Source organism: Bradyrhizobium sp. CCBAU 45384 (genome assembly GCF_028128665.1).
In the GTDB taxonomy this organism is placed as follows: domain Bacteria; phylum Pseudomonadota; class Alphaproteobacteria; order Rhizobiales; family Xanthobacteraceae; genus Bradyrhizobium; species Bradyrhizobium manausense.
This window is the reverse complement of record NZ_LBIZ01000120.1, coordinates 515,314-537,909: the sequence shown is the minus strand read 5'-3', so window position 1 is coordinate 537,909 and position 22,596 is coordinate 515,314. Positions and strand designations below refer to the sequence as shown.

The 22,596-nt window shown below is 63.9% G+C and carries 18 protein-coding genes; 11 read left to right on the top strand and 7 right to left on the bottom strand.

Annotated features, from left to right (window positions below):
* Nucleotides 1–176: 176 nt before the first annotated feature.
* Entirely contained in the window at nucleotides 177–806 is a 630-nt protein-coding gene (locus tag XH80_RS42300) for a glutathione S-transferase family protein (RefSeq protein ID WP_271603740.1), read from the bottom strand.
* A gap of 155 nt (nucleotides 807–961) precedes the next feature.
* Here XH80_RS42300 and XH80_RS42295 point away from each other — a divergent pair, with 155 nt between their 5' ends.
* Together XH80_RS42295 and XH80_RS42290 are read left to right on the top strand one after the other, a co-directional pair.
* Nucleotides 962–1,909 carry a threonine/serine dehydratase gene (locus tag XH80_RS42295; protein WP_271603739.1) on the top strand — a complete coding sequence of 316 codons (948 nt, stop codon included), beginning with the start codon at nucleotides 962–964 and terminating at the stop codon, nucleotides 1,907–1,909.
* A 339-nt stretch (nucleotides 1,910–2,248) separates the two neighbouring features.
* The gene (locus tag XH80_RS42290; RefSeq protein WP_271603738.1) at nucleotides 2,249–3,400 is read left to right on the top strand and encodes a BBP7 family outer membrane beta-barrel protein; all 1,152 of its coding nucleotides are present in this window, start codon (nucleotides 2,249–2,251) and stop codon (nucleotides 3,398–3,400) included.
* A 47-nt stretch (nucleotides 3,401–3,447) separates the two neighbouring features.
* Here the strand turns inward: XH80_RS42290 and XH80_RS42285 are convergent, their stop codons facing one another.
* The 6 genes from XH80_RS42285 to XH80_RS42260 all read right to left on the bottom strand — a co-directional run bounded on the left by XH80_RS42285 (nucleotide 3,448) and on the right by XH80_RS42260 (nucleotide 12,588).
* A complete protein-coding gene (locus XH80_RS42285; RefSeq protein WP_271603737.1) occupies nucleotides 3,448–4,041 on the bottom strand; it encodes a GNAT family N-acetyltransferase in 594 nt (197 codons plus the stop codon).
* Nucleotides 4,042–4,240: 199 nt separating this feature from the next.
* A complete protein-coding gene (gene glpK, locus XH80_RS42280) occupies nucleotides 4,241–5,746 on the bottom strand; it encodes a glycerol kinase GlpK (RefSeq protein ID WP_271603736.1) in 1,506 nt (501 codons plus the stop codon).
* A gap of 338 nt (nucleotides 5,747–6,084) precedes the next feature.
* Entirely contained in the window at nucleotides 6,085–7,227 is a 1,143-nt protein-coding gene (pimD, locus tag XH80_RS42275; RefSeq protein WP_271603735.1) for a pimeloyl-CoA dehydrogenase small subunit, read from the bottom strand.
* A gap of 183 nt (nucleotides 7,228–7,410) precedes the next feature.
* Nucleotides 7,411–8,601, bottom strand: a complete 1,191-nt coding sequence (pimC, locus tag XH80_RS42270) for a pimeloyl-CoA dehydrogenase large subunit (protein ID WP_057759499.1) — start codon at nucleotides 8,599–8,601, stop codon at nucleotides 7,411–7,413.
* 29 nt (nucleotides 8,602–8,630) lie between these two features.
* Entirely contained in the window at nucleotides 8,631–10,322 is a 1,692-nt protein-coding gene (gene pimA, locus XH80_RS42265) for a dicarboxylate--CoA ligase PimA (protein WP_271603734.1), read from the bottom strand.
* Nucleotides 10,323–10,491: 169 nt separating this feature from the next.
* Complete coding sequence (locus XH80_RS42260; protein ID WP_271603733.1) at nucleotides 10,492–12,588, bottom strand: 3-hydroxyacyl-CoA dehydrogenase NAD-binding domain-containing protein; 2,097 nt, start codon at nucleotides 12,586–12,588, stop codon at nucleotides 10,492–10,494.
* 128 nt (nucleotides 12,589–12,716) lie between these two features.
* On the opposite strand from XH80_RS42260, the gene XH80_RS42255 reads away from it, so the two are divergent.
* From XH80_RS42255 to XH80_RS42215, 9 genes are all read left to right on the top strand, one after another.
* Nucleotides 12,717–13,583: an IclR family transcriptional regulator gene (locus XH80_RS42255; RefSeq protein WP_220002171.1), complete on the top strand. Its 867-nt coding sequence runs from the start codon at nucleotides 12,717–12,719 to the stop codon at nucleotides 13,581–13,583.
* A 66-nt stretch (nucleotides 13,584–13,649) separates the two neighbouring features.
* Complete coding sequence (locus XH80_RS42250; protein WP_271603732.1) at nucleotides 13,650–14,447, top strand: ABC transporter ATP-binding protein; 798 nt, start codon at nucleotides 13,650–13,652, stop codon at nucleotides 14,445–14,447.
* On the top strand, nucleotides 14,444–15,157 hold the full coding sequence (locus XH80_RS42245; RefSeq protein ID WP_271603731.1) for an ABC transporter ATP-binding protein: 714 nt from the start codon (nucleotides 14,444–14,446) through the stop codon (nucleotides 15,155–15,157). The genes XH80_RS42250 and XH80_RS42245 overlap by 4 nt, the downstream gene beginning before the upstream one ends.
* A 12-nt stretch (nucleotides 15,158–15,169) precedes the next feature.
* Nucleotides 15,170–16,048, top strand: a complete 879-nt coding sequence (locus tag XH80_RS42240) for a branched-chain amino acid ABC transporter permease (RefSeq protein ID WP_057759511.1) — start codon at nucleotides 15,170–15,172, stop codon at nucleotides 16,046–16,048.
* A gap of 2 nt (nucleotides 16,049–16,050) precedes the next feature.
* Nucleotides 16,051–17,067 (top strand): branched-chain amino acid ABC transporter permease, encoded by a 1,017-nt coding sequence (locus tag XH80_RS42235; protein WP_271603730.1) that lies wholly within the window; start codon nucleotides 16,051–16,053, stop codon nucleotides 17,065–17,067.
* A gap of 40 nt (nucleotides 17,068–17,107) precedes the next feature.
* A complete protein-coding gene (locus XH80_RS42230) occupies nucleotides 17,108–18,334 on the top strand; it encodes an ABC transporter substrate-binding protein (RefSeq protein WP_271603729.1) in 1,227 nt (408 codons plus the stop codon).
* A gap of 119 nt (nucleotides 18,335–18,453) precedes the next feature.
* On the top strand, nucleotides 18,454–19,680 hold the full coding sequence (locus XH80_RS42225) for an ABC transporter substrate-binding protein (protein WP_271603728.1): 1,227 nt from the start codon (nucleotides 18,454–18,456) through the stop codon (nucleotides 19,678–19,680).
* A gap of 265 nt (nucleotides 19,681–19,945) precedes the next feature.
* Nucleotides 19,946–21,175, top strand: coding sequence for an ABC transporter substrate-binding protein (locus XH80_RS42220; protein ID WP_271603727.1), 1,230 nt, complete (start codon nucleotides 19,946–19,948; stop codon nucleotides 21,173–21,175).
* Nucleotides 21,176–21,348: 173 nt separating this feature from the next.
* Nucleotides 21,349–22,578 (top strand): ABC transporter substrate-binding protein, encoded by a 1,230-nt coding sequence (locus tag XH80_RS42215; protein WP_271603726.1) that lies wholly within the window; start codon nucleotides 21,349–21,351, stop codon nucleotides 22,576–22,578.
* The last annotated feature ends 18 nt before the right edge of the window (nucleotides 22,579–22,596 follow it).

The following is a 22,596-nucleotide window of genomic DNA, read 5'->3' as shown; positions in this document are numbered from 1 at the left end:
GCTTGCTCCGTCGAGCAAAACAGCTGTATGAGGGCAGGATCGGGTATGGCGCGTGATGCCCACCGCCGTCATTCCGGGGCGCGCCCCTTGGCGCGAGCCCGGAATCCATTTGTCCTCCCGCCGCACAATGGATTCCGGGTTCGCTCTACGCGCGCCCCGGAATGACAGCGTGACCCTTACCCCTTCGGCGGCGCCAGCGGCTGCACGATCTCCTTGAACGGGGCCAGCGCTTCGCAGCGATCGGCATGGGCTGAGAGGGCCGGATAGCGCGCTGCGTCGAACAGGTCGGGATGCGCCTCGCGGGTGAAGCGGACGACGCAGGCGACCGCAATATCGGCATGACCGATGCGCGCCTCCAGCCAGTACGGCGTCGTCACCTTGGCGCGCTCGGCTTCCAACACCCCAAGCACGTCGCCGATCTGCGCCCGGCAACGCTCGACCCATAGCGCCAGCTGCTCCTTCCGCAGCACGCGCTCATAGAGCAGGCTGACCGCCTTGTCGCCGAGGCCGGTCGCCAGCGCGCAGATGCGCAAATGCTTGCGCCGCTCGACGCCGCTCCGCGGCAGCATCGCCTTGTCAGGCCCGACGAGCTCGTCGAGATAATCCAGGATGATCGTGCTTTCGATCAGCGCCTCGCCATCGTCGAGCACCAGCGTCGGCACCCGGCGCAAGGGATTGTACGGCGCGATTTTGTCGGCATCGCCGAAGGTCGACCACGGCTTGTGCTCGAAGCCAAGCCCGTAGAGCCGCAGCGCAATCGCGACGCGGCGGACGAAGGGGGAATCATATTGGCCGATCAGGAACATGGTTCTCGCTCTTCTCTGTCGTTGGACAAGGCAGGGCCGATCAGTCTCCACGACAAGATCGCAGCAGCGCAAGGAAAATCCTCGACATGCAGCATTGCATCTGACGCAACGGCGCCGGGACAATTTCTCCCGAATGCGCTATCAAGGACGGCATCATGACAGCACCATCAGACATCAATCGCGAGCGGATCGCTGCGACCGAGGCCGTCATCCGTCCGCATATCCGCCGCACGCCGCTGGTCCAGGCCGATCTCGCCGAATTCGGCCTTCCGGCCGCGCCCGTCACCTTCAAGCTCGAAATGCTGCAGCATTCCGGATCGTTCAAGGCGCGCGGCGCCTTTGCCAATCTGCTGCTACGGCAGGTGCCGCAAGCCGGTGTCGTCGCCGCCTCCGGCGGCAATCACGGCGCGGCCGTCGCCTATGCGGCGCGGCAGCTCGGGATTCCCGCGACGATTTTCGTTCCTGACATCACCTCGCCCGCCAAGGCCGAACGGATCAGGGGTTATGGCGCCGAGCTCGTGATCGCAGGCAACCGCTATGCCGATGCGCTCGCGGCCAGCGAGGCGCATGTCGCGCGGACCGGCGCGCTTGCCGTTCACGCCTACGACCAGGCTGAAACGTTGCTCGGCCAGGGCAGCGTTGGCCTCGAGCTGGAGCAGGACGCCCCCGAGATCGACACGCTGCTGGTGGCCGTCGGCGGTGGCGGCCTGATCGGCGGCATCGCGGCGTGGAGCGCGGGCAGGACGCGCATCATTGCCGTTGAGCCCGAGCTGTCGCCGACCTTGCATGACGCGTTCGCAGCAGGCGCCCCGGTCGACGCGCCGGCCAGCGGCCTCGCCGCCGACAGCCTGGCGCCGCGGCGCGTCGGCGAATTGATGTTCCCGATCGCGCGCGCTCATGTCGAGGGCGTCGTCCTCGTCAGTGACGATGCAATCCGGCAGGCGCAGGCCGCGCTGTGGTCGACCTTGCGTCTCGTCACCGAACCCGGCGGCGCGGCCGCGTTCGCCGCGCTGCTCTCCGGCCGCTATCGTCCGTCACCGGGCGAGCGCATCGCGGTGCTGGTTTGCGGGGCGAATACGACGGCGGTGAATTTCGAGGGCTAGCGATGGGCGACGACGCTGACCTTCGTCATTGCGAGCGCAGCGAAGCAATCCAGACTGTCTCCACGGAAAGGCTCTGGATTGCTTCGCCGCGCTCGCAATGACGGTGGAGGCAGCGCGTAGCCCGGATGCAACGAAGTGCAATCCGGGATCTCACAACCCGATCGAGAGTCCCGGATTTCGCTTCGCTCCATCCGGGCTACGAAGCCACGCTGTGTGACATCGACTGTGAGCGATACCCAACGGCAACAGCCGGGCGTTTTGGCAGTCCCCTCGCCTGAACTCTGCCTTGCCGAACAAGATGTCGCATGGTTCAGTCCGGGGAACCTCGGGGGGAGGTCGATGAATCGGCAGTTGGCGACAGCTTTTGGCGTTGCGCTCGCGGCGATATCGCTGACCGGCGGCGCATTCGCCGCCGACCTGCCGCTCAAGGCGCCGGCGAAGCCCGTCGCTTTCAACCCGTTCTGGGCGGAGGTCGACTATCTCGCCTGGAGCGTGACCGGCGACAAGCTGCCGGCGCTGGTGACGACGGCGCCGATCGGCACGCCGCTGGGCATCGCCGGCGCGCTCGGGCAGCCGACCACGACCGTGCTGTTCGGCAATTCCAGCGTCAACACCGACTGGCGTTCGGGCGGACGCGTCACCGCCGGCTATTGGTTCGAACCGCAGAGGAGAAGCGGCGTCGAGGCATCGTTCTTCGGGCTGGAAAATATCGGGACTGGCTTTGCCGCCGACACCGGCGCCAATCCGATCCTGACGCGGCCTTTCAGCAACGCGCTGACGGGACTTCCCGACACGCTGATCGCAAGCTTTCCGGGCGTCGCCACCGGCAGCGTCAACGCCAACGAGACATCGCGCCTGCTCGGCGCCGGCGCGCTTTATCGCCAGGAGTTCGCCCTGTGGAGCGGACAGCGCGTCAGCGCGCTGGTCGGCTATCGGTACTTGCGCGCCTCCGACACGCTGTGGATCACCGACACCGCGAGCAGCCTTGTCTTCGGCACATTCACGCCGACGGACTATTTCAAGGCGGCGAGCAATTTCCACGGCCTCGATCTCGGCCTTGCCGGTGACTGGCGCAACGGTCCGTGGTCGCTGGAGTGGCGCGGCAAGGTCGCGCTCGGCGCGGTCATCGACACCGCCGACGTGTCGGGCTCGGCGGTTTCGACCATCGCCGGCGTCACCACGACGGCGCCGGGCGGCTTCCTCGCACTCGCCAGCAACAGCGGCCATTTTTCACAGACCAGATTCGCCGCGGTGCCGGAGCTCTCGCTCAAGGCGGGCTATGAGATCGCGCCCGCCTGGCGCCTGACCGTCGGCTACGACGTGCTGTACTGGGCCGGCGTGCAGCGCGCCGGCGGGCTGATCGACACCACCGTCAATCCAAGCCTGATACCGCCAGGCCCGCCCGCGGGCCCGACCCGGCCACTGCCGGTGATGAACACGACGAACCTGCTCGCGCAGGGATTTAGCTTCGGCGTGCGGTATAATTATTGAGGGCGCGGTAGCTGCGCTCGCAATGACGGTGTGGATACAGTTGCGATCTATTCGATAACAGGCACGTGCTTCGCCGCATCGCGCGGCACCGTGCCATCGATCCGCGGATCGTCCGCCACCTCGATCTGGCGCCGAAACGGGATGAATCCGGAGCGCTGATAGAACGCGACGGCCGAGGGATGATCGAAGGTGCAAGTGTGCACCCAGACGCGCTGCACGTCGCCGGACCAGGCCCGCTCCAGCGCGCGGTTCATCAGGAAGCGGGCGGCGCCGGTGCCGATCAAATTTGCCGTGACACCAAAATAGACCAGCTCGCATTGTCCGGGCTGACGGAAATCCAGCTCCAGCAGGCCTTCGTCGCGACCGTCGGCGACGAGAGCATAGACCTCGGTGCCTGTGGCGTGGATGACCGCGGCGAGCTCGGTGTCGCTCATCAACGCTCGCGAGCACCACAGCCAGGCCTCGCCGACGCGGCGGTAGAGATCGCGGTACCAGGCAAGCACGGGCGCATCGACCTTGCGCAGGGTCCATGCGCCGGGTGGATCATCACGGCAGGAGGCCGGCGTGGTCATCTGGAGATGGGTCACGACCGCGGCGATCTTGCCGGCGGGGATGTCGGAATAGCCGTCGGGGAGGATCATAGGGGATTCCTGTGGGCCGAGCGCTAGCCAAGCATTCTATGTCGTCCCGGCGAAGGCCGGGACCCATACGCCGCAGCAGATGTTGTAAGCGCAACTCGTCGTTCCAACCGCGCAAAACAATCTGTATTCGTGGCTATGGGTCCTGGCTTTCGCCAGGACGACGGCGGAGTTTGTGGATGCGCGCCCACCAAGAATCCGCCTACCCTTCCCCCTCGTCGCTTGCCAGTACGCCCTTCACCGCGCGCGCCCAGCCGGCGAGCTTTCGTTCGCGCGTAGCATCGCTCATGTTCGGCTTGAAGCGGTGCTCGAGGCGCCAATTGTCGGCGAATTTTGTCGGCTCGGGATAGACGCCGGCATTGAGACCGGCGAGATAGGCGGCGCCGAGCGCGGTGGTTTCCTGGATGACAGGGCGATCGACCGGCGCATCGAGCAGATCGGCAAGGCGCTGCATGGTCCAGTCGGACGCGGTCATGCCGCCGTCGACGCGGAGCACCACGCTCGCCACTTCCGAGCTCGGCCAGTCCGCGCGCATCGCGGCCCAGAGGTCGAAGGTCTGGTAGCAGACGCTCTCCAGCGCGGCGTGCGCCAGCTCGGCAGGTCCGGTGTTGCGGGTGAGGCCGAACAGGGCGCCGCGGACGCGCGGATTCCAGTAGGGCGCGCCCATGCCGACGAAGGCCGGCACCAGATAGACGCTCTGCATGGAGTCGGACTGATCGGCGAGCGGTCCGGTCTCGGCCGCGTGCTTGATGATGCCGAGGCCGTCGCGCAGCCATTGCACTGCGCTGCCGGCGACGAAGATCGAGCCTTCCAGCGCGTAAGTGCGTTTTCCCTCGAGCTGATAGGCGATGGTGGTGAGCAGCTTGTTCTTGGAGGCGACGGGCGTCGCGCCGGTGTTGAGCAGCGCAAAGCAGCCGGTGCCGTAGGTCGACTTCATCATGCCCGGACGGAAGCAGGCCTGGCCGATGGTGGCGGCCTGCTGGTCGCCGGCGATGCCGGAGATCGCAATCGCGCCGCCGAATAGGTCCGGCGTGCTCTCGCCGAAGTGCGCGGAGGAATCCTTCACCTCCGGCAGCATCGAGCGCGGCACGCCGATGATCTCCAAGAGCTCGTCATCCCACTGGCCGGTGTGGATGTTGAACAGCAGCGTGCGCGAGGCGTTGGTGGCGTCGGTGGCGTGCACCTTGCCGCCGGTGAGGCGCCAGAGCAGGTAGCAATCGACGGTGCCGAACATCAGCTCGCCGCGCGCGGCACGCGCGCGGGCGCCGGGGACATGGTCGAGGATCCAGGCGACCTTGGTGCCGGAGAAATAAGGGTCGATGATCAGGCCTGTTTTCTGCGAGATCAGCGGCTCGCGGCCTTCGTGCTTGAGCCTGGCGCAGATATCGGCGGTGCGGCGGTCCTGCCAGACGATGGCGCGGTGCACGGCCTGGCCCGTGGCGCGGTCCCACACCACGGTGGTCTCGCGCTGGTTGGTGATGCCGATCGCGGCGATGTCCTTTGCCGTGATGCCGGCCTGCTCGATCGCCTCACGGCAGACCATCACGGTCGAGGTCCAGATGTCCTCGGGCTCGTGCTCGACCCAGCCGGAGGCCGGAAAATGCTGCGGAAACTCGGCTTGCGCCTTCGCCGCAATGGAAATATCGCCGCGAAACACGATCGCGCGCGAGGAGGTGGTGCCCTGGTCGATGGCGAGGACGAAAGACATGGAAGCTTACCTTGGCGTTTTATTTGGCGTTTTCCCTGAGGGGATATTGTGTCGCGCCAAAGAAACGGGATTGCCGCCAAGAGGTCAAGCTGGGATGAGCAGCTGCAGCTGGACAAAAGCTACACCGCCGCCGCGGCAACACCGCCGTCGATAACGATGGTCTGGCCGGTCAAACGGGGATCTTTTTCATTGTTATTGGCTCCCCGCGTCCACTTGCTCGGTGTCATCGCCCGACTTGATCGGGCGATCCAGTATTCCAGAGACGGCGCGGCTGGAACCGAGGGGCCGCGGCGTACTGGATCCCCCGCCTTCGCGGGGGATGACAGTGGTCGTGCGACTCAGATCAACCCGCCCGCATCCGCGACGCGGCGCTGGTGGTAGTCGGTGTCGCCGAAGGTGTTCTCGATCATGGTGAGGCGCTTGAAGTAGTGGCCGATCTTCGCCTCCATGGTCATGCCGATGCCGCCGTGGAGCTGGATCGACTGCTGGCCGACGAATTTCAGCGACTTGCCGATCTGCGCCTTGGCGGCGGCAATGGCATTGCTGCGCTCCCTGGCGTTCTCGAAATCGTTCGCCATGGTCGCGAACATCGACATCGAGCGCGCCTGTTCAGTAGCGACGAACATGTCGGAGGCGCGGTGCTGCAGCGACTGGAACGAGCCGATCGCGACGCCGAATTGCTTGCGCGTCTTGATGTACTCGACGGTGGTCTTGAGCGACTCATCCATCAGCCCGACCGCTTCGGCGCAGAGCGCGACACGGGCTTCGTCCACCACGCGCTCGATCAGGGCGAGCGAGTCATCGGGGTTGCCGATCGCCGCATCCGCGCCGACCTCGACACCGGTGAAGGTGATGTCGGCGGCGTGCAGACCGTCCTGGGTCGGGTAGGACTTCTTGGTGATGCCCTTGGCGCTGGCAGGCACCAGGAACACGCCAATGCCGGTCGTGTCACGACGATCGCCCCTGGTGCGCGCGGTGACGACAAGCGTATCGGCGTTCTCGCCGTTGAGCACGACGAACTTCTCGCCGTCGATCACCCAGCCGTCGCCCTTCTTCTTCGCTGACGTGGCGACGTCGAACAGATCGTAGCGCGAATTCTTCTCGAGCTGGGCAAAGGCCAGCGTCTTGCTGCCGTCGACGATCCCGGGCACATGCGCCGCCTTCTGCGCCTCGGTGCCGGCATGACGCAGGAAGCCGCCGCCGATCACGACAGTCGCCAGATACGGCTCCAGCACCAGCGCCTTGCCGAGCGCTTCCATCACGATCATGGTCTCGACGCCGCCACCGCCAAAGCCGCCATCGGCCTCGCTGAAAGGCAGGCCCAGCAGGCCCTGCTCGGCGAGCTTGAGCCAGACGGCTTTGCTCCAGCCACCCTTCTCCTTCATGTATTTCTTGCGGCTCTCGAAATCGTAGGAATCGGTCAGCAGGCCGTCGATGCTGTCCTTCAGGAGCCGCTGCTCCTCGGTCAGGTCAAAATCCATTTCTTTGGTTCCTCGTACCCGGATCATCAGACTTCGTCATTCCGGGATGGCCCGAAGGGCCAGACCCGGAATCCATTTCGCCTCAGCATATGCGGCCCGATGGATTCCGGGTTCGCGACTTCGTCGCGCCCCGGAATGACGGTGGAAACATTGTGCTCCCCGCCGCGGCGGAGAGGAAGCAGATCAAAGCCCCAGCACCGCCTTGGCGATGATGTTGCGCTGGATCTCGTTGGAGCCGCCGTAGATCGAGACCTTGCGGTTGTTGAAGTAGCTCGGCGCGATCTGGGCGGTCCAGTCCATGGCCTCGTTGGAGCCGTCGTCGCCGTGCACGTCGTAGGGAGCCGCGAACGGGCCGATCACTTCCATCAACAGTTCGGTGGTGGTCTGCTGGATCTCGGAGCCCTTGATCTTCAGCACCGAGGAGGCCGGATTGGGCTTGCCCTTGCCGTGCTTGCCTTCATCGGCGACGACGCGCAGCTGCGTCAGCTCGAGCGCCTTCAGCTCGATCTCGCAGGCGGCGAGCTTCTCGCGGAAAGCCGAATCCTGGATGATCGGCTTGCCGCCCGATTCGACCTTGCCGGCGAGATCGCGGATGCGGCGCAGCCGCTCCTTGGAAACGCCGACGCGCGCGATGCCGGTGCGCTCGTTGCCGAGCAGGAATTTTGCGTAATCCCAGCCCTTGTTCTCCTCGCCGATCAGGTTCTCGTAGGGCACCTCGACGTCGTCGAAGAACACCTCGTTGACCTCATGGCCGCCATCGATGGTCTGGATCGGGCGCACGGTGACGCCCTTCGACTTCATCGAGAACACGATGAAGGAGATGCCCATCTGCTTCTTGGCGGACGCATCCGTGCGGCAGAGGCAGAAGATCATGTCGGCATGCTGGGCCAGCGTGGTCCAGGTCTTCTGGCCGTTGATGATCCATTTGTCGCCACGGCGCTCGGCTTTTGTCTTGAGCGAAGCGAGATCGGAGCCGGAGCCCGGCTCCGAGAAGCCCTGGCACCACCAATCGTCGACATTGGCGATGCGCGGCAGGTACTTCTTCTTCTGCTCTTCATTGCCGAAGGTGTAGATGACGGGGCCGACCATGCTGACGCCGAACGCGAGCGGCTGCGGCGCCGGATAGGACTGCAGCTCCTCATTGAAGATGTAGTGCTGCACGGAGGTCCACCCCGTGCCGCCATATTGCTTCGGCCAGTGGCTGACGCCCCAGCCCTTCTTGTTGAGGATGCGCCACCACGTCACCATCTCGTCCTTGGTGAGATGGCGGCCTTCCACCAGCTTGCGCCGCGTATCCGGCGGCACGTTGTCGCGGAAGAATGCCCGCACTTCCTCGCGAAATGCCTGCTCTTCCTTCGTGAATGCGAGATCCATCGGATCCTCCTGTGAGCGCAACCAAGCTTTTATTCTTCGTCATCCTGGCGAAAGCCGGGTGTCGGGGTGGATTGTGCTGATTTCTGCTGCTGGCGCAATTCGTGGCGCGACAGTTTTCCGACCGGCGTGCGCGGCAGATCGTCGACGAACTCGACCGCAGCGGGCATCTCGTGCTTGCCGACCTTGCCGGCGAGCTGCGCGCGCAGCTCGTCGAGCGAGAACGGCTTTGCGTCCGGCCTGAGCTTGATGAAGGCCTTGGCGGCTTCGCCCCTGTATTCATCGGGAATGCCGAGCACGATCACCTCGTGCACGCCCGGGACGGTGTAGATCGCCTGCTCGATCATCTGCGGATAGACGTTGAAGCCGCCCGAGATGATCATGTCCTTCTTGCGGTCGACCAGGAAGAAATAGCCGTCGGTGTCGACATAACCGATGTCGCCGGTGAGGAAGCGGCCGTCGATGAACGCCTCCGCGGACCCCGCCGGCTTGTTCCAATAACCCTTGGTGACGTTCGGGCCCTTGATGCGGATCTCGCCGACTTCGCCCGGCGGCAGCACTTTTGTCGGATCGTCCAGCGAGACCACGTCGAGCTCGATGCCGGGCAGCATCAGGCCGATCGAGCCGGGCTTGTCGGGACCTGCAGGCGGATGGCCGGTGCCGGGCGAGCAGGTCTCCGTCATGCCCCAGCCGCTCCTCAGCTTCTTGCCGACCTTGCGCTCGAAGAAGCTTGCGACCTCGACCGGCAGCGGCGCGCCGCCGGAGCCGATGGCGGCGAGCGACGAAAAGTCGCGCTTGTCGAGATCCGGGAGCGCGGCGATCGCGATCCACATGGTCGGCACGCCAGGGAAATAGGTGGCGCGCTTGACCTCGATGTCGCGCATCACGGCTTCGACGTCGAAGCGCTGGTGCAGCGAGATCAGATTGCCGCGCCTGATCGAGGACAGCAGCACGACGGTCAGCGCAAAGATGTGGAACAGCGGCAGCACGCAGATCACGCGCTCGATCGTCTCGCCGCGGGCCGCACGGGCCGGCCTGCCCCAGACGTCGTAGATCGACACCGCCGAGGTGAGATTGCCGTGGGTGAGCATGGCGCCTTTCGGCAGGCCGGTGGTACCGCCGGTATATTGCAACAGCGCGACGTCATCGGCCGCAACCGCCGGCCACTCTGCCGGCGCGGTGGCGCCTTCGACGAAGGTCTTGAAGGTGACGATGCGGGGATCATCGGGAATCGCCGCCTGCGGCGTGCCGATCTTGCCCCAATGATCGTCCTCGCAGACGACGAGGCGGTCGATCAGTCCCTTCTGCAGAAATTTCAGCGCCGTCGGCAGCAGGGCCTGGAGGTTCGAGGTGACGAGCAGGCGCGAGCCGGAATCGGAAATCTTGTGCGTGAGCGCGATCTCGCCGTCCAGCGGCGACAGATGTGCAACGCGGGCGCCCGCCTTCAGCGCGCCGAAGAAATTGACGGGATGATCCGGCGTGTTGCCGAGGAACAGCGCGACCGACGTGCCCTTGCCGCAACCGGCGCGGAGGAACGCAGCCGCCGCGCGATCGGCTTGAGCCGCGAGCTCGGTATAGGTGATCGGACGGTCGCGAAACTCCAGCGCGGTGCGCGGGCCGTAATTTGCAGCAGCCGTCGCGAGCAGATCAGGCAGCGTGCCCTGGACGATGGTGTCGTCCCAATGCACTCCCTCGGGGTAAAACTGTTCGCCGGGATGGGTCATGGATTCCTTAAACCACACTAGCCGTCATTCCGGGGCGATGCGAAGCATCGAACCCGGAATCCATCAGGCCGCACGTTCGGAGGAGAAATGGATTCCGGGCCTGGCCCTGCGGGCCATCTACGTTGCGCAATTGCGCAACGGAGAATGACGTGAGGAAAGACTGCGTCCATCAAGCCGCCTTCGACTCGGCCGCCAGCGACGCGAAGGTCTTGCCCTCCGCGGCGAGCTTCTTCAGCAGCGGGGCGGGTTCGAGGCTCGGGTCGTTGGTCTCCTTGGCGTAGTAGGAGAGACGATCGGCGATGTGCTTGAGGCCGACGCTGTCGGCCCAGTACATCGGGCCGCCGCGGTAGATCGGCCAGCCATAGCCATAGAGCCAGACCACGTCGATGTCGGAGGGACGCGCCGCGATGCCCTCTTCGAGGATCTTCGCGCCCTCGTTGATCATCGGGTACATCATGCGCTCGAGGATCTCGTCGTCGCTGACCACGCGCTTCTTGCGGCCGAGACGCAGCAGCGTCTCGTCGATCAGCTTCTCGACCTCAGGATCGGGCAGCGGCGCGCGCGAGCCGGCTTCATATTTGTAGTAGCCTTTGCCGGTCTTCTGGCCGAAGCGGCCGGCTTCGCAGAGCGCGTCCGCGATCTCCGACTTGATGCCGCGATCCTTCCGCGAGCGCCAGCCGATGTCGAGGCCGGCGAGGTCGCCCATCGCGAACGGGCCCATCGGCATGCCGAACTTGGTCACGACGGCGTCGACCTGCTGCGGCAAGGCGCCTTCGAACAACAGCTTCTCGGACTGCTTGCCGCGCTGGGCCAGCATGCGGTTGCCGACGAAGCCGTCGCAGACGCCGACCACGACCGGCACTTTTGCGATCTTGCGCGCGATCGAGACGGCCGTCACCAGCGCATCCGGCGCAGTCTTGTCGGCACGCACGATCTCGCACAGCTTCATGACGTTCGCGGGCGAGAAGAAGTGCATGCCGAGCACGTCCTGCGGACGCTTGGTCGCCTTCGCGATCTCGTCGATGTTCAGGTACGAGGTGTTGGAGGCGAGCACGGCGCCGGGCTTGGCGTACTGGTCGAGCTTGCCGAATACCTCCTTCTTCACCGCCATGGTCTCGAACACGGCTTCGATGACGAGGTCGGCATCGCCGACATTCTCGATCCCGACAACGCCGTTGATCAGCGCCATGCGCTTGGCCGGTGCATCCGCCGGAATGCCGCCGCGCGCGGCGGTCGCTTCCCAGTTCTTCTGCATGATGCCCATGCCGCGCTTGAGCTGCTCCTCGCCGGTCTCGATCAGCGTGACGGGAACGCCGGCATTGGCAAAGGACATCGCGATGCCGCCGCCCATGGTGCCGGCGCCCAAAATCGCAACACGGTTAACGGGACGCGACTTGGTGCCTTCGGGAACGCCTGCAATCTTGTTGGCCTCGCGCTCGGCGAAGAAGGCGTAACGCTGCGCCTTGGACTGGTCGCTGGCGACGAGCTTGAGGAAGCCCTCGCGCTCCTTCTTCAGGCCTTCGTCGAACGGCAGGTCGATGGCATAGCCGACGGCGTCGGCTGCCGCGAACGGCGCTTCCAGGCCACGCGACTTCTTGGTCATCGCCGCGACGGCGTTGGTGAAGATCGAGCGGTCGGCCTTCGCGGCCGCGATCTTGGAATCGTCGTCGCGCAGGCGGCGCAGCGGGCGCTTCTCGGCCAGCAGTTTGCGCACGAAGGCTTCGCCGCCGGAGGCCGGGCCCTCGATGATCTCCTCGATCAGGCCGGCCTTGAGCGCTTCGGCCGCACCAATGGGGTCGCCGCCGACGATCATCTTGACCGCGAGTTCCGGCCCGACCGCGCGCGGCAGCCGCTGGGTGCCGCCTGCGCCGGGCAGCAGGCCGAGCTTGACCTCGGGCAGGCCGAGCTTGGCTTCCTTGACCGCGACGCGGAAATGACAGGCGAGCGCGACTTCGAGGCCGCCGCCGAGCGCGGTGCCGTGGATCGCGGCAACGACGGGCTTTGGCGAATTCTCGATCGTGGACAGCACGTCATTGAGGGCCGGCGGCTTCGGCGGCTTGCCGAATTCGGTGATGTCGGCGCCGGCGATGAAGGTGCGCCCGGCGCAGGTCAGCACAATGCCCTTGATCGCGGGATCGGCGACCGCGGCCTTGATGCAGTCCAGGATACCGCCGCGGACTGCGGCACTCAGCGCATTGACCGGAGGGCTGTTGACCGTGACGATCCCGACCTCGTCATGACGCTCAAGCTTGACCACTTCGCTCACGGTTTCCCTCCTTGGTGGGATTTACATTTGTTCGATTTCGCGGTGCGGAATTTAATTCCGCATCTTGACGGCAGGGTTATTTTGAAGCACGGACGTTGTCAACGACTCCGCGCAAGAGCAGATCAGGGATGAAGCGTACAGGAAAGAAGACCGCGACCGATCGGAATTTCGTCGTCGCGCTTTCCCGCGGGCTTGATGTCTTGCGCGCATTCCAACCCAGCGACGGACTTCTCGGCAATCAGGAGATTGCCGCCCGCACCAATCTGCCGAAGCCGACCGTTTCGCGGCTGACCTACACGTTGACGAAGCTCGGCTATCTGACGCCGGTTCCCCGCTTCGAGAAATATCAGCTCGCACCCGCCGCAATGGCGCTGGGTTACGCGGCGCTCGCCAATCTCGGTGTTCGGCATTTGTCCGAGCCGTTCCGCGAGGAAGTGATGCGCGCGACGGGTGGCGCGGTCGCGATCGGCGGCCGCGACCGTCACAGCATGATCTATTTCGGACAGAGCCGCGGCAGCGAGACTGTCGGCGTTCAACTTGACGTCGGCTCGCGCGTCCCGATTGCAACCACTGCGATGGGCCGCGCCTATTTCTGGGCGCTGGGCGAGGACGAGCGCGCTGAGCTGTCGCGCGTGCTGCGCGAGCATTACGGCAGCCGCTGGCCGAAGATGCGCGACGGGCTGGAGCGTTCCGGCGAAATGGTCGCCAAGCATGGCTTCGCGATCTCGGTCGGCGATTGGCACGACGACATCGGCGCCGCCGGTGTTGCGCTCAAGCTCAACGACGGAACCGGGCCCTACGCATTCAATTGCGGCGCACCGGCATTCCGCTTCACGGAAGAACGATTGATCAACGACATTGGACCGCGTCTGCTTGCGATGGTAAGGAACATCGAAGCGGCACTTGGCGGTCTGATGTCGCTATCCAAAAAAGACGACAGCAAAAAGCTGAAATCAGGAGGAAAAGTTGCGCGTGTGGCCGAGGGGATCAGATAGCCTTTGTCATGTCAGGGAGCGGTTTGCATCGCCCCTTCGCCCACTGCTCAGCGTGGGCGAGACGAGATGACGCAGGCACAGCTCGCGCAGGGGACATCGCCTCTGCTCGCCGTTCGCGACGTCAGCGTCGTGTTCGGCGGCATCGTCGCGCTCAACGGTGTGTCCTTTGACATGCACAAGGGCCAGATCCTCGGACTGATCGGCCCCAACGGAGCCGGCAAGACCACGCTGTTCAACTGCCTGTCCCGCCTCTACCAGCCGTCGTCAGGCGACATCCTGATGGAAGGCGCGAGCATTTTGAAACGCCCGCCGCACCGGATCGCCGAGATCGGCATCGGCCGCACTTTCCAGAACGTGGCGCTGTTTCCGAACCTGTCGGTGATGGACAATGTCCGCGTCGGCACCCATGCCCGCACCTCCTCCGACATCATCAGCGACTCGCTGCGCCTCGCCTGGATCCGCCGCGGCGAGAGCAGCGTGAACAGGAAGGTGCACGAGATCCTCAGCTATCTCGACCTCGAGGAGGTCGCTCACACCACCGTCTCCGGCCTGCCCTTCGGCACGCAGAAGCGCGTCGAACTGGCGCGGGCGCTGGCGGCAGACCCGAAGATCCTGCTGCTCGACGAGCCCGCCGGCGGCCTCAACCACGAAGAGGTCTACATCCTCGGCGACCTCATCCGCAAAATCCGCGACGAGCGCCACATGACGGTGCTGCTGGTCGAGCATCACATGGGCCTCGTGATGTCGATCGCCGACCACGTCGTCGCGCTGAATTTCGGCAAGAAGCTCGCGGAAGGCACGCCTGCGCAGGTGCAGGCGGACCCCGACGTCATCAAGGCCTATCTCGGGAGCAAGGACCAATGACTGTTCTGCTCAACGTCAAGGACCTGCGCGCCTATTACGGCCAGGTCCAGGCGCTCCATGGCCTCACCTTTTCGCTCAACGAGGGCTCGCTGACGACGCTGCTCGGGGCCAACGGCGCCGGCAAGACCACGACGCTGCGCGCGATCTGCAACATGGTGCGCTCCACCGGCGGCATCGAGTTCGACGGCAAGCCGCTGAACAACCGCTCGACCGAAAGCATCGTGCGCCACGGCATCGCCCACGTGCCGCAGGGCCGCGGCACCTTCACCACCATGACGGTGGAGGAGAATCTCCAGTTAGGGGCCATCACCCGCAAGGACAATGCCGGCATCGTCTCCGACATCGAGCGCATGTACGCGCATTTCCCGGTCTTGAAGCAGCGCCATACCCAGCAGGCCGGCACGCTCTCCGGCGGCGAGCAGCAGATGCTCGCGGTCGCGCGCGCGCTGATGCTGCGGCCGCGGCTGATGCTGCTGGACGAGCCGTCCTTCGGACTTGCGCCGCTCGTCGTGCGCGACCTGTTCGGCATCCTCGGCAAGATCAACCGCGAGGACAAGGTGTCGATCCTGGTGGTCGAGCAGAACGCCCAGCTCGCGCTCGAGCTCGCCGACCAGGCCTATGTGATCGAGACCGGCCGCATCGTGATGTCCGGCAACGCCAAGGACATCGCCAACAACGAAGAAATCCGCAAATCCTATCTGGGCTACTGAGGAGCCGGCACCATGGAACTGTTTACCAACCAGGTCCTGGCCGGGATTGCCACGGGCGCCATCTACGCCTGTATGGCGCTCGCGGTGGTCATGATCTACCAGGCCATCGACCATCTCAACTTCGCGCAGGGCGAGATGGCGATGTTCTCGACCTTCATCTCCTGGCAGCTGATGCAGTGGGGATTGTCGTACTGGGTCGCCTTCCTGATCACGCTGGTGCTCTCCTTCGTCGCCGGCATCGCGATCGAGCGCATCCTGTTCAAGCCGCTGGCGAAGGCGCCGGTTCTGACCAACGTCGCCGGCTTCATCGCGCTGTTCGCGATCATCAACTCGTCGGCCGGCCTGATCTGGGACTTCACCATCAAGCAATATCCGACCCCGTTCGGCTCCGCGCCGTTCCTCGGCAGCCAGCTGATCTCGACCCACCAGGCCGGCATGATCGGCGTCACCGTGCTGCTGCTGCTCGGCCTGTATTTCTTCTTCCAGTACACCCGGATCGGCCTTGCCATGCGCGCGGCCGCCTCGGTGCCTGAATCGGCGCGCCTCGTCGGCATCAACACCAGCTGGATGATCGCGCTCGGCTGGGGCATGGCGACCGCGATCGGCTCGATCGCCGGCATGCTGATCGCGCCGGTCGTGTTCCTCGAGCCCAACATGATGGGCGGCGTGCTGATCTACGGCTTCGCCGCGGCCGTGCTCGGCGGCCTGACCTCACCGTTCGGCGCCGTGGTCGGCGGCTTCCTGGTCGGCATCTTCGAGAACCTCGCCGGCACCTACATCCCCGGCGTCGGCAACGAGCTGAAACTCCCGATCGCGCTCGCGCTGATCATCTCCGTCCTGGTCGTCAAACCCGCTGGTCTGTTCGGCCGGCACATCGTCAAGCGAGTTTGATCATGAGCGCTGTCGAAGACGTCGTCACGGAAGCCGCTGCTGTCGAGGCCGTGCCGAAGCGGGCCATGACGCTGGGCACCGGCACCTCGGTGGTGGTGCTGCTGCTGCTCCTCGTCGTGCCGGTGTTCGCGAAGAATTTCGTGATCTTCCAGCTGACCCAGCTGCTCTATCTGGGCCTCGCCGTGCTGGCGCTCAACATCCTGACCGGCGGCAGCGGCCAGTTCTCGCTCGGCCAGAGCGCGTTCTACGGCATCGGCGCCTACATCACCGCCGTGATGATGGAGCAGTTCGACATCCCCTACTTCCTCTGCCTGCCGGTCGCGGGCGTGCTTTGCTTCGGCGTCGGCTTCCTGTTCGGCCAGCCGGCGCTGCGGCTTTCCGGCGTCTATCTCGCGCTCGCGACCTTCGCGCTGGCCACCGCGATGCCGCAGCTGCTCAAGCTGAACTTCCTCGAGAAGTGGACCGGCGGCGTGCAGGGCCTCGTCGTCACCAAGCCGGATGCGCCGTTCGGGCTGAAGATGTCGCAGGACATGTGGCTGTATTACTTCACGCTGGTCGTCGTGCTCGCGATCTACATCTTCTCGGTCAACCTGCTCCGCTCGCGCTCGGGCCGCGCCTTCATGGCGATCCGCGACAACGAGATCGCGGCCTCCGCCATGGGCGTCAATGTCGCGCTCTACAAGACGCTCGCCTTCGGCGTCTCCGCCGGCATCACCGGCGTTGCCGGCGGCCTCAGCGCCATCGCGGTGCAGTTCGTAGCGCCCGACAGCTTCACCATCACGCTCGCGATCCAGCTGTTCCTCGGCATGGTGGTCGGCGGCGTCGGCTGGCTGCCGGGCTCGATCATCGGTGCCGCCTTCATCATCTTCGTGCCGAACATCGCGGAAGGCATCTCCAAGGGCCTCTCCGGCGCCGTGTTCGGCGTGCTGCTGTTCCTCGTCATCTATCTCGTGCCGCATGGCGCAAGGCAGGTCGCGATCCTGGGCCAGCAATTCGCAAGCAGGCTCAGAAAGAACTGACCCCGCAATCAAGACCGTCGTTTCAACCAAGGAGACCGAATTGCCTTTCGCAAGAACACTTCGAACCGCCGCACTCGTAACGGCGGTCGCCACGCTCGCCTCCACCGCCGCCTTCGCGCAGAAGAAATATGACACCGGCGCGACCGATACCGAGATCAAGATCGGCAACATCATGCCGTATAGCGGCCCGGCATCGGCCTACGGCATCATCGGCAAGACCGAAGAAGCCTATTTCAAGATGATCAACGACAAGGGCGGCATCAACGGCCGCAAGATCAACTTCGTCACTTATGACGACGGCTATTCGCCGCCGAAGGCCGTGGAGCAGGTTCGCAAGCTGGTCGAGAGCGACGAGGTGCTCGCCGTGTTCAACCCGCTAGGCACGCCCTCGAACAGCGCGATCCAGAAATATCTCAACGCCAAGAAGATCCCGCAGCTGTTCGTCGCCACCGGCGCCACCAAGTGGAACGACCCGAAGAACTTCCCCTGGACCATGGGCTGGCAGCCCTCCTACCAGAGCGAAGCCCATATTTATGCCCAATGGCTGCTGAAGGAGAAGCCCGACGCCAAGGTCGCGATCCTCTATCAGAACGACGATTTCGGCAAAGACTACCTCAAGGGCACCAAGGACGGTTTCGGCCCCAAGGCTTCGAACATCATCCTGGAAGAGAGCTATGAGGTCTCCGAGCCGTCGATCGACGGCCACATCGTCAAGATCAAGGCCGCCAATCCCGACGTCCTCATGATCTACACGACGCCGAAGTTCGGCGCCCAGACCATCAAGAAGACCGCCGAGCTCGGCTGGAAGCCGCTGCAGATCATCACCAACGTGTCGGCCTCGGTCGGCAGCGTGATGAAGCCGGCGGGTTTCGAAGCCTCGCAAGGCGTGCTGTCGGCGGCCTATGCCAAGGACGGCGCCGATCCGCGCTGGAACGACGATCCCGGCATGAAGAAGTGGTCCGAGTTCCTCGACAAGTACATGCCCGGCGCCGACAAGACCGATGCCAGCATCGTCTACGGCTACGGCGCCGCTCAGACGCTGGCCAAGGCGCTGGAACAGTGCGGTGACGATCTCACCCGGGCCAATTTGATGAAGCAGGCGGCCAGCCTCAAGGACTTTGCGCCGGACACGCTGCTGCCCGGCGTCAAGATCAACACCGGCCCCAACGACTTCGCACCGATCAGCCAGTTGCAGATGCAGCGGTTCAAGGGCGAGAAATGGGAACAGTTCGGCGAGATCCTGAACGGCGACGTCGCTCCGGAGTGACGCGCTGACGCTTTAGGCCAAGGCTGAAAAGCCCCCGCGAACGATCGCGGGGGCTTTTTGTTGACGTCAGATATCAATCTTGTTCAATGCGGCGCCGATCCAGGTGAGGTAGGAGTGCGATGATCGTCGTTCGATTTCAGGTTGCGGTGCTTTTCGCCGCATTCGCGTTGTGCACTGCGGCAAGCAATCCCGTGCAGGCGCAGAAATCCTACGACAGCGGCGCCTCCGATACCGAGATCAAGATCGGCAACATCATGCCCTATAGCGGCCCGGCCTCGGCCTATGCCGTGATCGGCAAGACCGAAGAGGCCTATTTCAGCAAGGTCAATGCCGAGGGCGGCATCAACGGCCGCAAGATCAAGTTCATCTCGTATGACGACGCCTATTCGCCGCCGAAGACGGTGGAGCAGGCGCGCAAGCTGGTCGAAAGCGACAACGTGCTGCTGATCTTCGGCTCGCTCGGCACCTCCACCAACGGCGCCATCCGCAAATACATGAACGAGAAGAAGGTGCCGCAATTGTTCGTGGCGAGCGGCGCGTCCAAGTGGAACGATCCGAAGCAATATCCCTGGACCATGGGCTGGCAGCCGAGCTACGCGGGCGAGGCGAAGATCTACGCCAAATACATCATGAAGGAAAAGCCGGACGTGAAGATCGGCGTGCTCTATCAGAACGACGATTTCGGCAAGGATTATCTGAACGGACTGAAGGAAGGGCTCGGCGCCAAAGGCTCGATGATCGTGCTGGAGGAGCCCTACGACACCTCCGAGCCCGCGGTCGACGAGCACGTCGTGAGGCTGAAGACCGCAGGCGCCGATGCCCTCGTCAGCATCACCACGCCGAAATTCGCAGCGCAGGCGATCAAGAAGGCGGCCGAGATCAACTGGCACCCGATCCACATCATCTCCAACGTCTCGGCCTCCGTCGGCGGCGTGATCGAGCCCGCGGGCTTCGAGATCTCGCAAGGCATCCTGTCGGCGACCTACATCAAGGACGGCTCCGACCCGCAATGGAACGCCGACGACGGCATGAAGAAGTTCTACAACTTCCTCGCGGCATACGACCCGAAGGCCAACAAGCTCGATGCCGGCATCGTGTTCGGCTACGCCGCGGCGCAGACCATGGTGAGGGTGCTGCAGATGTGCGGCGACAATCTCACCCGCGACAACGTCATGACGCAGGCAGCTTCCCTGAAGGACTTCGCGCCCGACACGCTGCTGCCCGGCATCAAGATCAACACCGCACCCGACGATTTCGCGCCGATCAAGCAGCTTCGGATGATGCGGTTCAAGGGCAAGGCCTGGGAATTGTTCGGCGACGTCATCTCGAGCGAGCTGGGCCATTAGCGCGCGGCTCGCGCACGGCGCAATTTTCAGTCATTGACGACGATCAGGCGCAACTGAAGGTTTAAGCGCAAGAGCCTGAACACTGCAGTCCTGCGGAGCGGAATATTCCGCGCCGCATCGATCAAATCGCGCCCGCAGCAGTTTCGGCCCGGCGTTCTTCTTGCTGGCGCCGCAGGAAGGGTATTCAATATGACTCGGAGCGTCGCAACATCTGCGCTCCCAATCAAGAACAAACGACACATCGAAACGACCAAGGGAGATCAAGATGCCTGCAATGCATGTGCGTTTGGGGGCCCTTGCGGCTGCCCTCGCGCTCTCTGCGTCCCTGTCGACCGGGGCGTCAGCACAGAAGAAATACGACACCGGCGCATCCGACACCGAAATCAAGATCGGCAACATCATGGCTTATAGCGGTCCCGCATCCGCCTACGGCGTGATCGGCAAGACCGAAGAAGCCTATTTCCGCAAGATCAACGCGGAAGGCGGCATCAACGGCCGCAAGATCAATTTCATCTCCTATGACGACGCCTACTCGCCGCCGAAGACGGTGGAGCAGGCGCGCAAGCTGGTCGAGAGCGACGAGGTGCTGTTCATCTTCAACTCGCTCGGCACGCCGCCGAACTCGGCGATCCAGAAATACATGAACAGCAAGAAGGTGCCGCAGCTGTTCGTCGCCACCGGCGCCACGAAGTGGAACGATCCGCAGAACTTCCCGTGGACGATGGGCTGGCAGCCGAACTACCAGAGCGAGACGCAGATCTACGCGAAATACATCCTGAAGGAGATGCCGAACGCCAAGATCGCCGTGCTGTTCCAGAACGACGATTACGGCAAGGACTATCTGAAGGGGCTGAAGGATGGCCTCGGCGCCAAGGCAGCTTCGATGATCGTCCAGGAGGAGAGCTACGAAGTTTCGGAGCCCACGATCGACTCGCACATCGTCAAGCTGAAATCGACGGGCGCCGACGTCTTCGTCAACATCACGACGCCGAAATTCGCGGCACAGGCGATCAAGAAGAACGCGGAGATCGGCTGGAAGCCGGTGCATTTCCTCAATAACGTCTCGATTTCAATCGGCAGCGTCATGAAGCCGGCAGGAGTCGAGAACGGACAGGGCGTCATTTCGTCGGCGTATCTGAAGGATCCGACGGACCCGCAATGGAAGGACGATGCCGGAATGAAGGCCTGGAACGAGTTCCTCGACAAGTACTACCCCGATGCAAACCGGACAGATAACTCCGTCGTCTATGGCTATACCGTCGCGCAGACACTGGCCCACGTACTGAAGCAGTGTGGGGACGACCTGACCCGAGAGAATGTCATGAAACAGGCGGCGAGCATCAAGGATCTTGAACTCGGAATGATGCTGCCGGGGATCAAGGTCAACACGTCCCCGACCGATTTCGCACCGCTCTCGCAGCTCCAATTGATGCGCTTCAAGGGCGAGACCTGGGAACGATTTGGCGACGTCATCAGCGGCGACGTCGGCGGCTGACGGCATCGTAGGCGCCAACAGCGACTAAAGAAGCAGCCCCTGCGGCCTCCGCGCAGGGGCTTTTCCTTGAAGCTTCCGGCCAAATCGGGTTGAATTGCACCGCGCCGCCAACAACCATGGCGACAAGAAAAGGAGCGCGCGCACACCAAGAAATTGAAAAAAGGGAGATTGGAATGCCCGCTGTCACCGGCAAGCTTGCGGCCGCGTCACTGGCACTCGCGCTCATTGCGGCCTCGACCTCCATCGCATCGGCCCAGAAGAAATACGATACCGGCGCGACCGACACCGAGATCAAGGTCGGCAACATCATGCCCTACAGCGGACCGGCCTCCGCCTACGGCATCATCGGGCGGACAGAAGCCGCCTATTTCAAGAAGATCAACGAGGAAGGCGGCATCAACGGCCGCAAGATCAACTTCGTCTCCTACGACGACGCCTATTCGCCGCCGAAGGCCGTCGAGCAGGCCCGCAAGCTGGTCGAGAGCGACGAGGTGCTGTTCATCTTCAACTCGCTCGGCACGCCGTCGAACTCGGCGATCCAGAAATACATGAACTCGAAGAAGGTGCCGCAGCTGTTCGTCGCCACCGGCGCCACCAAGTGGAACGATCCGCAGAACTTCCCATGGACCATGGGCTGGCAGCCCAACTATCAGAGCGAAACGCAGATCTATGCGAAGTGGCTGCTCAAGAACAAGCCGGACGCCAAGATCGCCGTGCTGTTCCAGAACGACGACTACGGCAAGGACTATCTCAAGGGGCTGAAGGACGGCCTGGGTGCCAAGGCGGCGAACATGATCGTCGCCGAGGAGAGCTATGAGACCTCAGAGCCGACCATCGACAACCACATCGTGAAGCTGAAGTCGACCGGTGCCGACGTGTTCATGAACATCACGACGCCGAAATTCGCCGCACAGGCCATCAAGAAGAACGCCGAGATCGGCTGGAAGCCGCTGCACTTTCTCAACAACGTCTCGGCCTCCGTCGGCAGCGTGATGAAGCCCGCCGGCTTTGAGAACGGCCAGGACATCATCTCCGCGGACTATCTGAAGGACGTGGCGGACCCGCAGTGGAAGAATGACCCGGGCATGATGGACTTCCTCGCTTTCATGGATAAATACTTCCCTGAAGGCGACAAGCTCGACCACGGCACCATCGTCGGCTACGGCGTGGCGCAGACCCTGGTCCAGGTCCTGAAGCAGTGCGGAGACGATCTCACCCGCGCGAACGTCATGAAGCAGGCCGCGAGCCTGAAGGACTTCCGCACCGAGGTGCTGCTGCCGGGCATCCAGATCAACACCTCCCCGACCGACTTTGCCCCGATCAGCCAGCTGCAGCTGGAGCGGTTCAAGGGCGAGAAGTGGGACCTGTTCGGCGACGTGATCAGCGCCGACGTCGGCGGCTAGACGCGACAAGCGCGACAA